The following is a 13,871-nucleotide window of genomic DNA, read 5'->3' on the forward strand; positions in this document are numbered from 1 at the left end:
CCATGAAGACCCAAGTCCGACTGTTGTCGCTCGCGCTGCTCGCCCTCGCCGCCTGCTCCTCCGGGGGCGATGACAAGGATGACGCGGGCACGCCCCAGGTGCAGGACCTCTGCAACAGCCGGGAAGAGGCGCTGACGCTGGCCGAGTGCGAGCTGAAGCCCGGCGTCCCGCTGGAGCGCCTGCTCGTCAAGGAAGGCGCGACGCGCGAGGGCGACCAGGACTGGTACCGCATCGTCCTGCCCGCCAACACCAGCGCGCGCACGTTGCTCAACCTGAACGGCCTCTACGTGGCCTCCAGCACCGCGGTGCAGCTGTCCATCAGCGTGCTGGGGCCGCTGCCTGACGGGACGGAAGGCTCGCTGGCGAAGAAGGACGACAAGCACGGCCAGGGCGCGCCGAAGCCGGTGGACATGGTGGTGCCGCTGCGCGATGACCTGAAGGGCAAGACGCTGCTGGTGCTGGTGCAGGACGCGCCGGACGTCGTCTCCCAGCCCAAGTTCGATGCGCGCAACCCCTACCGGCTGACGCTGCAAATCACCGAGAACCCGGACACGCACGAGCCCAACGACGCCATCACCGCCGCCACGCCGCTGCCGCTGGTGGCGCAGGGCGCGGGCGTGCAGGTGGGGACGGTGTCGGGCTTCCTGGCGACGGACAACGACGTGGACCGCTACACCTTCGACCTGCCGACGGGGAAGGTGGCGTACGTGAGCGTGACGGCGCCGGACCTGGGCTTCGTGCCCAACTGGCGGCTGTCGTACCAGCTCTTGCGCCCCGGTTTCCTCACCAAGGAGGAGAAGGAGGACGAGGGCGAGGTGCGTCCGCAGGTGCGCCCGGGCGTGCTGGCGACGGCGCGCAAGGTGAAGGCGGAGCACGCGGGCAAGTGGATGCTGGTGGTGCGCGGCTACCGGGGCATCAGCGACCGGGACACGTCGCAGGGGGACGTGCGCCAGGGGTATGACGTGGAGATCCGCGTGCTGGACGAGGCGGACGCCCAGGACCAGACGGCGCCTGGCAACGACAAGGTCGCGGACGCGCTGCTGCGAGACCTGGCCTCGCCGTCGCCCGCCTCGTCCACGGCTTTCTCCGGACGCATTGGCTACATCGGGGACCAGGACTGGTACGGCGTGCGCGTGCCGGCGTCCAACGTGCCCACGCGGCTGCACTACCGCATGGCGCCGCTGGCCACCGGAGGCCGCTTCCCTCCGCTGCCCGACACGCCGGACCGCCAGGTGCTCGTGTTCACCCTGGTGTCGAAGGGTGCGAACCTGGATGAGTGGCGGACCTCGTGCACCAACGACGCGACGGCGTGCCCCAAGGGCTACGGAGAGAATCCGGACATCGTCGCGCTGGTGCAGGGCTATTGCCAGCGCACGGACTTGCCGGCGCCCATGTGTCTTCACTCGCTGCGCGAGGAGACGGCGAACAACCCGCGTTTCACCAACCTGAGCAACTTCGAGGGCGTCATCCCGGTGCCCCCGCACGCGGGCATCGCGACTTACTACTTCAACGTCCAGGACGACGGCACCAACTGGGCGGATGACAAGGACTACCGGCTGGACGTGACCTGGGAGGCGGAGGACGCGGACGAGGTCAGCCGCTTTGGTGGGACGTCGACGGAGTCGCCCGTCTCCAAGCCCCTGGCCTCCACCTCGGCCTACCCGTCGCCTCCGGACACGGCGGAGTACACCGTCACCGGCCGGCTGTCGCATGGCTACGGGCGGCTGCGCAACGGCGATGACCGCGTCAACGGCCGGGGTGTGCGCGGCCCCATGGACTACGACGCGGTGCCGTCGGACGTGGACTCCTACCTGTTCCAGCTCCCCTCCGTGCCGGCGCCGGAAGACCGCGCGTGGCTGGTGCAGTGGGAGGTGGCGAAGCAGCAGGACGGTGGCTCCGTGCACGGCCTCGCGCTGGACCTGACCTTCTGTGATGGCGACGCCGTCGCGGGCGCCGATGGAGGCACGGTGCCGGACAGCGGCATGGGCGAGGGGTGCGTGGCGGTGAGGGCGGGCAGCCGCAACCAGTCGCTGACGCTGGGCTACCGCTCGGACGCGCTGCGGGCTTGGCACACGCCGGCGAACGCCTCGGTGAGCAGCCTCCAGCCACTGTACACGCTGGAGGAGCGCCCTGGCTCCACCGTCGTCACCCTGGCGCCGTACGCGTGCGGCTGCCTGGAGCCGCGCTTCATCCGTGGCGGGAAGATGCGCGTGGAGGTGTCGGCGGCCGAGCGCACGTCCTACGAGCAGGTGGAGTACACCCTGCGCACCGGCTACGGCGACTATCCCCAGTCGTACACGCGGGATGGCGGCGTCGCGACGCAGTGCCCGGGGCTGGACGACGCGGGCACGCCGGACGGTGGAGTCGCGCCGCGCGGGGGCTGCGTCTTCACCCGTCAGCCCTGAGCAGTCGAGGCGAGCAGGTGGCCCGCGTGAGGCGCGGCCACCTGGGGTGGCTCGTGCGGGGAGACCCGGCTTGCAAGGGGCCGTCACCCGCTGTCTGGCTGGATGTGTGTGATTGCCCGCGAGACACGGCGGGCGGGCGAGCGGATGACACCCACCTGGGTGGGGTGGCGGGTGGTGCCCGTCACCCTCCACCCGAGGGAGCTTCAGGGCGCCGGAGGCGCGACACCCAGTCCGTTGAGGGCGATGACCTTTTCGGGAAGGTTCGCCGCGTTGGACTTGATGGTGAGTGTGCCCTGATACGCTTGGGCCTCGCGGGGCCTGAAGGTCACCTCGATGAAGAAGCGCTTCAATGCGAGGACCTGCATGGGCTGATTGGCCGGATGCTCGGCCCCCTCTTGGGAGACCTTCATCGTGAACACGGACGGTGCGTTGAGGGCGATGTCGGTGACTTCCAGCGTATCCTCGCCCATGTTCGTCACCATGACCGAGTTGAAGCCACTCGTTCCGACAAAGGTGCCAGAGTTGAACTCGCGGTCGAAAGACATCTCGTCGCGGTCCGAGATGAGCTGCGGGGCCTTGGGAAGTGGTTCGGCGCTCTCACCGCAGGCCGCGAATGAGAAGAAGAGAATGGGGAGCCACGGGGTGCGCAGTCGCATGGACGTTCACTCCTCGCTAGAGGGTCGAAGATGATGAATGTTGTAACAGTGTTCTGTCGTAAGGCCCAGAGCGCCGGTGCATTCCTGCTCATGTTGTCGTTGGTGGGCTGTGGCGACACGCGCGACGACTTCATTGGCCCGCGTGTGAAGGATGCCTGTGATGAGACGTGGCCCGTGTGTGGCAGCGTCGCCGGCTGCATCCTCGGGGCGGAAGGCTATGCGGAGGGTCGCTTCCCTGGTCGCAGCAAGTTCATCGTCCAGGTGCCGGAGGCGTCGCACGTCAAGGTGAGCTTCTACCTGGACGAGGTCACCGCCGCGGGCGAGGAGACGGTGGTCATCTTCCACGAGGAGGGGTGCCGGGCCCGCACGCGGCTGGCGGCGGACGGGCGCGCGGTGCTCGACTCGATGGAGAAGTTCAGCGTCTTCACGAAGGAGGCGGACGTCACCGGCGTGGGCGACCACCTCATCGAGTTCGAGTCCGACATGCAGGCGCGCTACGCCGTGAAGGTCGACGTGACGCCCCTGCGCAATCGCTAACCGCCGGAGGCGACGCCTTGCTTCAACGCGCGAACAAGGTGGCTGGCCACCCGGAAGCTGTTGGCGGCGATGGTGAGCGTGGAGGGCACGCTGCCGCCGGTGGGCATGAAGCTGCCGTCCACGACATAGAGGTTGGGCACCTCGTGCGCGCGGCAATTCCTGTCCAGCACGGACGTGGCGGCGTCGTCGCCGAAGCGGCAGGTGCCGTGCTGGAGGATGGTCGTCTCGCCGGAGGTGCTGGTGCGCTTGAGCTCGTCCGGCTCCAGGCGCAGGAGCACCTCCTCGCCGCGCTCGACGAGGAAGCGCGTGGCGACCAGGTCCGTGGGGTGGCGCTCCACGGTGATGGCGGCCACGGGGATGCCGTACTTGTCCTTCACGGAGCCCTCCACGCCGACGTAGCTGCCGGGCGTGGGGAGGAACTCCCCGTAGACCTCGAACTGGAGGATGCGCGAGTCGCGGTACGCCCGCATCCGGTCCTTCAGCGCCTTGCCGAAGACGGCGGAGGCGCCGCTGCCGGCCAGCCCCGTGGCGGCATGGATGGGATTGGGGTGCGTCCACATGAAGCCCAGCGTGCCGCCCTTGCGGAAGCCGAAGCGCTCGTCCGGCATCAGGTAGAAGTCCTGGATGCTGCGGTTGACGAAGGGGCCCGGGTCCTTGAGCCACGGCCGCTTCTCGGCCTGCTTCGACATCCGGAACGTCGCCTGCGACTCGCCGAAGGAGCTGAAGATGAGGTTCTTGCCCACCAGCCCGCTGCCGTTGGCCAGGCCGCTCGCGAAGCGGCTGGAGGTGGAGTTGAGCAGGAGCCGCGCGCTCTCCACCGCCGTGCACGACACGACGATGACCTTCGCCGGCTGCTCCTGGGTGACGCCGTCCGTGTCCACGTAGATGACGCTGCGCGCGCGTCCCTTCTTGTCCACCTCCACGGTGCGCGCCATGCAACCCGGCCGCAGCTGCACGTTTCCGGTGGCCACGGCGGCGGGGATGAGGCTGGCGTTCGTGCCGCTCTTGGCGCCCATCTCACAGCCGTAGCTGCCGCACAGCGCGCAGTACGCGCACGGTGCCCGGCCCTTGTAGGGACGGCTGATGATGCCGCGCGCGGTGGGCAGCGAGTGCCAGCCCATCACCTTGCACGCATTGTCGATTTCCCCCGCCACCGGGTGCACGTCCAGGGGCGGCAGCGGGTAGGGGCCACTTCTCGGCTCCGCGAAGGGGTGGGCCACGGCCTGTCCGGACACGCCCAGCTCCTGCTCGGCCTTGTCGTAGAAGGGGGCCAGCTCCTCGTAGGAGATGGGCCAGTCGGCAATCGTGCTGCCGGGCACCGCGCCCAGCGTGCTGCGCAGCCGGAAGTCCACCGGCTTGAGGCGGTAGAAGAAGCCGCTCATGTGCACGGTGCCACCGCCCACGCAGTTGGCCGTCCACGCCGCCGTGCTGCGCTCGTACTTGCCCTTGGCGCCCTTGCGCACCAGGTGCGGCTCCTCCCAGGGCAGCGGCATGAAGAAGTTGCGGCGGCTGTTGAGGATTTCGTCGTGGACGAAGTCCTGGGGGCGGTAGTGGGGGCCCTTCTCCAGCACGACGACCTTGAAGCCCGCGCGGCCCAGCTCCAGCGCCATGGGCGCGCCGCCCGCGCCGCTGCCGATGATGCAGATGTCGACCTGGGGCAGGCTCACTTGTGAACCCCGCACTCGCGCAGGCACTTCGGTCCGTCGTAGCCCTCGGGCGGCGCCATGGCGATGGTGCCCACGGCATCGAACCCCATCAGCCGCCAGCCCACCTTGCCCTTGTTGCCGCCGTAGGACGGGTCACCCAGGAAGCCCTCCAGCGTCAGCACGGTGAGCAGCTCCAGGAAGTGCGCCTCGCCGCTCCGGGGTGGACTGTCCTTGAAGAGCGTGAGCAGTTCGTCCTGCTCGGCGGGGGTGATGGCGGAGAAGCCCTTCTGGAACATGCGCTGCGAGCGGCGCTCCAGCGCGGCGAGCCCCTCCAGGAAGTCGTCGCGCATGGGCTGCATCTCCGGTGTCTGGAGGATGCGGTCGATGTAGACAGGCACGTCGGCGTCGAGCGCGCCGGGGTCCTCGTCGCGCGGGAGGATGCGCTCGGCGGCGGCGGCGACGACGGCCAGCTCGAACGAGGAGAAGGTGTGGGTCCGCTGCCCGCCGGGCGCGGTGCCCAGGGGGCCGGGGTCCACCGCGGGCTTGGGGGCTTCCTCGGAGGAGCGCTTGCAGGCCAGCGGTCCGAGCAGCACGACACCACCGCCCAGGAAGGTCAGCCGCCGGATGAAGGAGCGCCGCGACAGGCGCTGACGAGGGGGACGCGCACGGGGCATAGGTGCGCGAGCGTAACCCAGCGCGCGGCGCTTCGCCGCGTCGGGATGCATGGCTCGCCTGCTTCCTCGGGCGTGGTGGTGACGTAGGATGAAACGACGATGTGCAGGGCCGACAACGCAAGGAGACTGAAGATGAGACGGCATGTCTGGGCACTGGGATTGGCGCTGGCATTGGGATGCGGGAAGGATTCCAATCCGGACAATCCGGACGCGGGTCGCCCGGATGCCGGGCCGGGACCCACGGATTCGAGCTTCACGCGCTTGGAGGTGGACGCGGACCCGAGCGAGTTCAACCCCATCTCCAACATCGCCATGGCCATCGGTCCCGAGGACCGCATCGGCATGGCGTACTTCGTGAACAACGGGACGATGACGGGCAGCGTGGTGAACTACGACCTGCGCTACCGCGAGTTCAACGCGGGCGTGCTCGGGCCGGTGGAGAAGATTGTCACCGTGCAGCGCGTGTACGGCGTGTCGCTCGCCTTCGGTCCGGATGGACAGCCGGCGGTGACGTACCTGGGCGGTGACAGGGACGACTCCACGTTCTGGCTCCAGAGTGACCTGGCGGTCTCCTTCCGCTCGGCGGCGGGCGCGTGGACGCAGCGCGTGGTCGCCACGCGCTCCAACGCGGCGCCCATCGGCAACCCGCTGAGCGACGTGGGCTTCCTCATCGGGCTCAACCCGTCCATGGTCTTCTCCGGCAATCAGGCGCTCGTCGCGTATCGCGACGGACACAACGGCAACTTCGGTCGGCAGGACTGGGAGTCGGCGGACCTGGAGCTGGCGAGCGGCGGGCCCACGAGCTGGACGTTCCGCATGCTGGCCTCGTCGGGCGACACGAAGGCGGGCTACGGCGGCCACATCGGCCTCATCATGGCGGGCGCGCAGCCCGCGGTGGTGCATGACCAGGTGAAGGAAGGCGCGCAGGCGACGGGCGCGGGCATCGTCTTCCAGCGGCGCAACGCGGACGGCGCGGCCTGGACGCCGCCGGTGCAGGTGGCCACGGCGGAGAGCGTGGGCAACACGCAGTTGGGCCCGTCCATCGCGTACGACTCGACGGAGGGCTTCGGCATCGCCGTGCAGAACCGCGGCTCCTCCCGGGGCGACGTGTTGCAGTACTACGACTGCCCGAGCCCCAGCGCGACGAGCTGCGCGACGACGGGCGAGTGGTCGACGCCGGACCCGGTGTTCGGTCGGGGCACGGGCGGCTGGTATCCGTCGCTCGCGTTCGACCCGGTGAACCACGAGCCGCACATCGCCCACTACCTCTGCTCGTCGGAGACGGGCCGCAACGACACGAGCTGCAACCCGAACGAGGACCAGCTCCTCATCAGCGCGCGCATCGCCGGCAACTGGCGTGAGACGGTGGTGGACACCAACGGCGGCTGGTCGCCGAAGCTGGGCTTCCTCTCCACGGGCAAGCGCGTGGTGCTGTACCGCATCCCGGTGGCGGCGCTCACCAGGAAGGGCGTGCTGACGCTCGCGGTGGAGCAATGAGAAATGCGGTCCGCGCCCTGGCGGCGCTGACACTGGCGGGCTTCGCCTCCGGCGCCGGAATGGTGGCGTGCAGCCGTCCGGACAACTCGCTGTCCGGCAGCGTGTCGGAGCTCTTCCCGCTGGAGGTGTCGCGCGTGGAGATTCTCCGCAACGCGGAGGCGCTCCAGGTGAGCTACTTCCGCAACAACGACCTGGACGTGGACCTGGTGGTGCGGCTCACCGTGTCCACGGAAGGGTTGGAGCTGCGGCCGGGCGCGAAAATCAACCTGGCGGGCAACACGCCCTCCGGGCTGGCGCGCGCCACGGTGGTGCACCTCAACGCGGGCGAGCCGTCGCGCGTCTTCGCGCCGGTGGAGAAGGGGGACTTGCAACTGGAGTCCGGAGGCAACCCCGGCGAGCAGACGCGCGGGGACTTCTCCATGTCCTTCAAGAAGGGCGACGGCTACGGCGCCGGTCGCAGCCTGGAGGGCACGTTCTCCTCCGAGGCGCTGGATGCGGGCTTCGGCCCGGAAGAGGGTGAGCCGCTCGACGGTAGCGTCGTCGTCCCGTAGCGCGAGTGTCCCCGGGGTGACGCCTGGAGTTTCGGGCGTCACCACGCTGGCTTCGAAGCGCGAGCCGCCACGAAGGAGGGACACAGCCCTCCTCCGTGTGGAGCAAGGCCTACGGCACCGCGCAGGTGTTGAACGCCAGCCCTCGCGACACGGTGGCCTGGGCCACGGTGTGCCGGGCGAGCGCCGTCGTGCCACCTTCCTCGTAGATGCGCCGCGCGAGCGCCACGGCCTCCGAGCCGTGGACCGTCAGCGTGGTGCCCGTCGCGTCCGTCACCGCCACCGCGCCGTCCGCGGCGCCTTCCGCGCGGACGAGCAGCGCGCCCGCGTCGTCGCGCACGGCCATGCCGTTCTCCAGCGGCTCGAAGTAGCGGATGAGGGTCTCCTTCCCCTCGCGCTCCAGCTCCAGCTTCATGATGCCGCTCTCCGCGTCGCGCGACATGCGCAGCACGTCCGTGGGGCTCAGCCGGACGACGCGCGTGTCGCCGTCGCCTCCGTCCGCGCTCGACACGGGGTTGTTGCCGCTCCAGAACTCGATGCTGTTGATGATGAGCGCATCGATGAGCGTCCCAATCTCGTAGACGGGGATGATGACGAGCACGAGGAACATCAGCCACTGCACGAACTTCTGACCTGAGATGTTCTTGTTGAACTGCCAGATTTTCTGCGTGAGCTTGAAACTGCCGAAGCACCCGGTCGTGTGCATGGAGATGAAACCGGCGCACAGCACGGCGAGCCACGGAGACGGACGCTTCATCATGAACCCTCCTCGGGAGGATGGAAGGACTGCGAAGGCGGACCCACCATGCCACGTCGGGTCTTCGCGGCGGCGCCCCGTTCGTCTCCCCGTCCGATGCTCACCACTCGGTCGACCCTGGGGTGCGAGGATGCCCGGGTGATTCTCGTCCACTTCTTCACGCGAGCCTGGGTGATGGGGCTCCTGTCCCAGGCGGCGACGCCGTCCGAGGCCGCTCCCCCTGTCGAAGCGCCACCCGCCGCGCTGACCTGTCTCGCGAAGTGGTATCCGGTGCTGACGCCGGTGCGGCTCGACACGGGCTGGGGCTTCACGCTGCCGGACGGCCGCTCCTTCCCGTTCGACGACGGACAGCAGAAGTCATTCTCCCGGAAGCTGGAGGCCCCGGACCTGGAGGACACGCTCTCCATCGCCTACCGCGCGGTGCCCATTGCGCCCGTGACTCGCGAGGACGAGGACCCCGGGCGCATCCGCTTCGAGCCGCTGTTCGAGGCCACGTATGGCGCCGCGAAGGAGAAGGTGGACGTGGTGCCGCTCGTGTTCCTCGGCCAGCGGCTCAAGGTGCACCGCAAGGTGGCGCCGGCCTTCGAGCGGCTCGCCGCGCGACTGGAGGCGCTGGTGGCGAAGGACCCTTCGCTCGCGCCCTTCCTCCAGGGCGTGGGCGGAACCTTCGCCTGGCGCAACATCGCGAACACGACGCGGCGGAGCGCGCATTCCTATGGCGTGTCCATCGACCTCAACACCGCGCGCTCGCACTACTGGGAATGGCAGCGGCCCCGGACGCCGGTGCGCTGGCGCAACGCGGTGCCCCAGGCGCTGGTGGACGCCTTCGAGGCGGAGGGCTTCATCTGGGGCGGGCGCTGGTACCACTACGACACGATGCACTTCGAATACCGGCCGGAGCTGCTGGACGCCGCGTGCGCTCCGGCGCGGTGACGCTCAGTCGCCCTCGCTCTGCACCAGGCCGTACTTGTGCAGCAACGAGTAGAGGTGCTTGCGGTCCAGCTCTGCCTCTCGCGCGGCGCGGGCGATGTTGCCCTTGGCCCGGCCGAGCAGGCGCGTGAGGTACTCGCGCTCGAAGGCGCGGATGAGCTCGTCCTTGCAGACCTTGAAGGGCCCGGTGAACTCGGCGGGGAGGAAGTCACCGGCGGGAGCGGGAGGCTCGCGGGTGAACTCGCGCAGCAGCGTGTCCCCGGCCAGCTCCGGGATATCCACCATGTGCCGGGCGCGCTCGAGCGCGTTGCGCAGCTCGCGCACGTTGCCCGGCCAGGTGTGCCCGTTGAACTGCTCGCGAATCTTCTCCGGCAGCCGCAGCCACAGGCCCTCTCCGGCGAACGCGTCCACCAGGAGGGGGATGTCCTCCTTGCGATCTCTCAGGGGCGGCAGGTTCACGGTGAAGACGGAGAGGCGGAAGTAGAGGTCCTCGCGGAAGCGGCCCGCCTGCGTCTCCGACCAGAGGTCCTTCTTGCTGGCGACGACGATGCGCGCGTCGAAGGTGATGGGCGTGGACGCGCCGAGCCTCCGGAACTCGCGGTCTTCAATCGCTCGCAAGAGCTTGGGCTGGAGGTCCAGCGCCAGGTCGTCGATTTCGTCCAGGAAGAGCGTGCCCCCGTTGGCGCGCTCCAGACAGCCGATGCGCTGGCTGACGGCGCCGGTGAAGGCGCCCTTCTCATGGCCGAACAGCTCGCTCTCGATGAGGGAGTCGGAGACGCTGGCGCAGTCGAAGACGACGAGCGGCCCGGGCGCGCGCGGGCTCAACTTGTGGATGGCCTTGGCGGCGGCGCCCTTGCCGGAGCCCGTCTCGCCCACGAGCAGGAGCGTGGAGTCGGTGGGGGCGATGCGCTGGAGCAGCGCGAAAATCTGCCGCATGGGCAGGCTGCGGCCGACCAGGTCTCCCAGCCGGTCCTCCAGCGTGGGCTCCACCTGGACGGGGGCGAGCTGGGGGCTGAAGCGCAGGCGCACGTCGCCCACTTCGAGCAGCGCGCCGGGGCGCAGGTACGCCTCGCGCACCTGGGCACCGTCGAGGAAGGTGCCGTTGGTGGAGCCGAGGTCCTGGACCAGGAACCGGTCGCCCTGGCGACGCACCACCAGGTGGTTGCGGCTCACCGTGGGGTGGTCGATGACGACGTCGTTGTCGGGCGCCTTGCCCACGCGAAGCGCTTCGGTGGCGAGCGGGAAGACGGTGCCGGCGCGCTCGGTGTCCAGCAGGACGAGGTGGAATTGTTGCGCGGAAAGTCGCTCACCCTGTGCCCGCGCGTTGATGACCGTGTGCGAGGGGATGGGGGCTGGGGGAAGAGGGGGCATGACCGGGCGGGGATTGTAGACGGCTTCTCGTCGCGAGGTGACTTCCTGTGAAGTCGGGAGGCGCCCGCCCTCCGGCCAGCCGGGCATGGTTGGAGCCCCAGCGGAGCGTGATACGACGGGCCACCCCTATGCGCACCCGCTTCCTGCTCCTGATGCTGGCCTCCGCCTGCGCCACTGTCCCGCAGGCTCCCGCCCCCACCGCCCCCTCGACGGCCCCCCCGGCTCCCACGCGTGTCTGGAAACAGCCGCGCGCGGTGGTGGTCCGCCATGCCACGGTGATGCCCGCCACGGGCCCGGCCATCGAGGATGGCGCCGTGGCCTGGGTGGACGGCAAGTTGACGGCGGTGGGACGTAACTCGGACGTGACGACGCCTCCGGGCGCGGAGGAGGTGGACGGCACCGGCCTCTACGTCACCCCGGGCATCATCGACGCCCACAGCCACCTGGGCGTCTACGCGACGCCGGAGACATTCTCCACGGGAGATGGCAACGAGGCCACGGCGCCGGTGACGGCGGAGGTCTCCGCCGAACACTCCTTCTGGCCGCAGGACCCGGGGCTGCGGCGCGCCGCGGCCGGTGGTGTCACGTCGCTGCTGGTGCTACCGGGTAGCGCCAACCTGATTGGTGGCCGGGGCTTCCCGGTGAAGCTGCACTTCGGACGCTCGGCGGCGGAGGTCCGCTTCCCGGGCGCGAAGGACGCGCTGAAGATGGCGTGTGGCGAGAATCCCCGCCGCGTCTACGGCGAGGGCCGCAATGTCGCGCCGTCCACCCGCATGGCCAACGTGGCGGGTTACCGGCAGGCGTTCGCCCAGACCCGCGAGTACATGTCCAAGTTGGACGAGTGGGCGAAGAAGAAGCAGAAGACGCCGGACGAGGCGGGCCCCGCGCCGCTGCGCGACTTGAAGCTGGAGACGCTGGCGGAGGTGCTGCGCGGCAACATCCTGGTGCAGACCCACTGCTATCGCGCGGACGAGATGGAGGTGATGCTCCAGGTGGCCGAGGAGGCGGGCTACTCGATTCGCGCCTTCCACCACGCGCTGGAGGCCTACAAGGTCCGCGACAGCCTGGCCGCGAAGGGCGTGGCGGTGGCGACGTGGGCGGACTGGTGGGGCTTCAAGCTGGAGGCGTGGGACGGCATCCCCGAGAACGCCGGGCTGGTGTCGCAGGCGGGTGGCAAGAGCGTCATCCACTCGGACTCGGGCTTTGGAATCCAGCGGCTGAACCAGGAGGCCGGCAAGGCGATGTGGCGGGCGCGCGAGTCCGGCATCCCCATTTCGGAGGAAGAGGCGCTGCGCTGGGTGACGCTGAACGCCGCGTGGGTGATGGGCGTGGAGGGCGTCACCGGCTCGCTGGAGCCGGGGAAGATGGCGGACGTGGTGCTGTGGAAGAACCACCCGCTGAGCGTCTACGCGCGGGCGCAGCGCGTGTGGGCGGACGGCGTGGTGACGTTCGACGCGGGCGCGGGCGCGGTGGAGGCGAGCGACTTCGAGGTGGGTGAGCTGGCGGCGGGCGCGGCGAAGCTGGTGGCTGCTCCCGCGCCGACGCCGTCCCTCGCGGAGCTGGGCCTCGTCGCCCGCTGCGACGTCTCGAAGGAGCGCGCGTGCGCGGAGCTGGTGCCGCAGGGGCAGGAGGCGTGCACGGTGTTCCAGGGCGTGACGGCCTTCACGGGCACGGGCTGGGTGAAGGGCGCCACGGTGGTGCTGGAGGGCGGCAAGGTGTCCAGCGTGCGTGAAGGCGGCGCGCTCCCCTCGGGCTGCAGGACGGTGGAGGGCAAGGGGCGGCTGTTGACGCCGGGCCTGGTGGACCCTCTCACGTCGCTGGGGTTGGTGGAGGTGGGCGCGGAGGTGTCCACGCAGGATGACGGGCTGCGCGGAGACGCGGCGAAGCGGGATGTGCGCGCGGCGCTGGTGTCGGCCGACAGCGTCAATCCTGTCTCGGCGGCGTTCCCGGTGGCGCGGCTCGGCGGTGTCACCAGCGCGGTGACGGTGCAGCACGGGGGCCTGGTGGCCGGACAGAGCGCCTTCGTGGCGACGGACGGCTCGGTGCGCCGCGCCTCGTTGGCGATGCACGTCAACCTGGGCATCGGTGGACGGGATGCCGTATCGGGCTCGCGGGCGCTGGTGCTGGAGAGGCTGCGCGAGGTCCTCTCCGACGCGCGCGAGTACGGCCGCCGCAAGGGTGACTTCGAGCAGCGGCGCATGCGGGACGTGTCCGCGAGCCGGTTGGACTTGGAGGCGCTCCAGCCGGTGCTGGCGGGCACGCTGCCGGTGGTGGTGACGGCGCAGAAGGCGTCGGACATCCGCGCGGCGCTGGGGCTGGCGCGCGAGTACAACCTCAAGCTCGTCATCGCCGGAGGCAGCGAGGCGTGGCTGGTGGCGGCGGAGCTGGCGGCGGCGAAGGTGCCGGTGATTCTCCAGCCCACGCAGAACCTGCCCATGGACTTCGACCGGCTCAACAGCCGGCTGGACTCCGCGGCGTTGCTGAGTGGCGCGGGCGTGAAGGTGCTCTTCTCCGTGTTGGGAGAGCCCGCCATGGTGCGCACGCTCGCGCAGGAGGCGGGCAACGCGGTGGCGTGGGGCCTGCCTCACACGGAGGCCCTGCGTGCGATGACCTCCAGCGTGGCGGACGCGTTCGGTCTGCCCGTGGGCAGGCTCGCGCCGGGCGCGGTGGCGGACGTGGTGCTGTGGAACGGCGACCCGCTGGAGTCCGCGTCGCGGCCCGTGGGCATGTGGCTGGCCGGCCAGCAAGTGCCGCTCGTCAGCCGTCAGCAGGCCCTGTTCGAGAAGCACCGCGTGCTGCCGGCGAAGTAGCGCGAGCCTCGACGTGCGACGGCGGCCGCCCCCAGGTGAG

11 protein-coding genes are annotated in these 13,871 nt (G+C 70.0%); 6 read left to right on the forward strand and 5 right to left on the reverse strand.

Going from position 1 to position 13,871, the window contains the following annotated elements; all coding sequences use genetic code 11:
• The first annotated feature begins 2 nt into the window (after positions 1-2).
• Positions 3-2,405, forward strand: coding sequence for a hypothetical protein (locus G4D83_RS20590; protein ID WP_163866493.1), 2,403 nt, complete (start codon positions 3-5; stop codon positions 2,403-2,405).
• 203 nt (positions 2,406-2,608) lie between these two features.
• On the opposite strand, the gene G4D83_RS20595 is transcribed toward G4D83_RS20590, so the two are convergent.
• A complete protein-coding gene (locus tag G4D83_RS20595; protein ID WP_163866494.1) occupies positions 2,609-3,061 on the reverse strand; it encodes a hypothetical protein in 453 nt (150 codons plus the stop codon).
• 48 nt (positions 3,062-3,109) lie between these two features.
• Between G4D83_RS20595 and G4D83_RS20600 the strand changes: the two genes are divergently transcribed.
• Positions 3,110-3,598 (forward strand): hypothetical protein, encoded by a 489-nt coding sequence (locus tag G4D83_RS20600; protein WP_240356448.1) that lies wholly within the window; start codon positions 3,110-3,112, stop codon positions 3,596-3,598.
• Here the strand turns inward: G4D83_RS20600 and G4D83_RS20605 are convergent.
• Entirely contained in the window at positions 3,595-5,265 is a 1,671-nt protein-coding gene (locus G4D83_RS20605; RefSeq protein WP_163866495.1) for a GMC family oxidoreductase, read from the reverse strand. The genes G4D83_RS20600 and G4D83_RS20605 overlap by 4 nt on opposite strands.
• Complete coding sequence (locus tag G4D83_RS20610; protein ID WP_240356449.1) at positions 5,262-5,969, reverse strand: gluconate 2-dehydrogenase subunit 3 family protein; 708 nt, start codon at positions 5,967-5,969, stop codon at positions 5,262-5,264. Before G4D83_RS20610 ends, G4D83_RS20605 begins: the two co-directional genes overlap by 4 nt.
• An 81-nt stretch (positions 5,970-6,050) precedes the next feature.
• Here G4D83_RS20610 and G4D83_RS20615 point away from each other — a divergent pair, with 81 nt between their 5' ends.
• Together G4D83_RS20615 and G4D83_RS20620 are read left to right on the forward strand one after the other, a co-directional pair.
• Entirely contained in the window at positions 6,051-7,415 is a 1,365-nt protein-coding gene (locus G4D83_RS20615; RefSeq protein WP_163866496.1) for a hypothetical protein, read from the forward strand.
• Positions 7,412-7,966 carry a hypothetical protein gene (locus G4D83_RS20620; RefSeq protein ID WP_163866497.1) on the forward strand — a complete coding sequence of 185 codons (555 nt, stop codon included), beginning with the start codon at positions 7,412-7,414 and terminating at the stop codon, positions 7,964-7,966. Before G4D83_RS20615 ends, G4D83_RS20620 begins: the two co-directional genes overlap by 4 nt.
• Positions 7,967-8,075: 109 nt before the next feature.
• On the opposite strand, the gene G4D83_RS20625 is transcribed toward G4D83_RS20620, so the two are convergent.
• On the reverse strand, positions 8,076-8,720 hold the full coding sequence (locus tag G4D83_RS20625) for a DUF3332 domain-containing protein (RefSeq protein ID WP_163866582.1): 645 nt from the start codon (positions 8,718-8,720) through the stop codon (positions 8,076-8,078).
• A 138-nt stretch (positions 8,721-8,858) separates the two neighbouring features.
• Here G4D83_RS20625 and G4D83_RS20630 point away from each other — a divergent pair, with 138 nt between their 5' ends.
• The gene (locus tag G4D83_RS20630) at positions 8,859-9,653 is read left to right on the forward strand and encodes a M15 family metallopeptidase (RefSeq protein ID WP_240356450.1); all 795 of its coding nucleotides are present in this window, start codon (positions 8,859-8,861) and stop codon (positions 9,651-9,653) included.
• A gap of 3 nt (positions 9,654-9,656) precedes the next feature.
• Here G4D83_RS20630 and G4D83_RS20635 read toward each other — a convergent pair whose 3' ends face one another.
• Complete coding sequence (locus G4D83_RS20635; RefSeq protein WP_163866498.1) at positions 9,657-11,021, reverse strand: sigma 54-interacting transcriptional regulator; 1,365 nt, start codon at positions 11,019-11,021, stop codon at positions 9,657-9,659.
• Between the two features lie 128 nt (positions 11,022-11,149).
• On the opposite strand from G4D83_RS20635, the gene G4D83_RS20640 reads away from it, so the two are divergent.
• Positions 11,150-13,831 (forward strand): amidohydrolase family protein, encoded by a 2,682-nt coding sequence (locus tag G4D83_RS20640; protein WP_163866499.1) that lies wholly within the window; start codon positions 11,150-11,152, stop codon positions 13,829-13,831.
• Positions 13,832-13,871: the final 40 nt, after the last annotated feature.

Origin of the sequence: Myxococcus eversor (assembly GCF_010894455.1) — a bacterium.
GTDB lineage: Bacteria > Myxococcota > Myxococcia > Myxococcales > Myxococcaceae > Myxococcus > Myxococcus eversor.

Bases quoted from the DNA above. Each gene is read 5' to 3' on its own strand.
- G4D83_RS20595 (WP_163866494.1), bottom strand. From the start codon at position 3,061: ATGCGACTGCGCACCCCGTGGCTCCCCATTCTCTTCTTCTCATTCGCG.
- G4D83_RS20610 (WP_240356449.1), bottom strand. From the start codon at position 5,969: ATGCATCCCGACGCGGCGAAGCGCCGCGCGCTGGGTTACGCTCGCGCA.
- G4D83_RS20635 (WP_163866498.1), bottom strand. From the start codon at position 11,021: ATGCCCCCTCTTCCCCCAGCCCCCATCCCCTCGCACACGGTCATCAAC.
- G4D83_RS20615 (WP_163866496.1), top strand. From the start codon at position 6,051: ATGAGACGGCATGTCTGGGCACTGGGATTGGCGCTGGCATTGGGATGC.
- G4D83_RS20590 (WP_163866493.1), top strand. From the start codon at position 3: ATGAAGACCCAAGTCCGACTGTTGTCGCTCGCGCTGCTCGCCCTCGCC.
- G4D83_RS20625 (WP_163866582.1), bottom strand. From the start codon at position 8,720: ATGAAGCGTCCGTCTCCGTGGCTCGCCGTGCTGTGCGCCGGTTTCATC.
- G4D83_RS20620 (WP_163866497.1), top strand. From the start codon at position 7,412: ATGAGAAATGCGGTCCGCGCCCTGGCGGCGCTGACACTGGCGGGCTTC.
- G4D83_RS20640 (WP_163866499.1), top strand. From the start codon at position 11,150: ATGCGCACCCGCTTCCTGCTCCTGATGCTGGCCTCCGCCTGCGCCACT.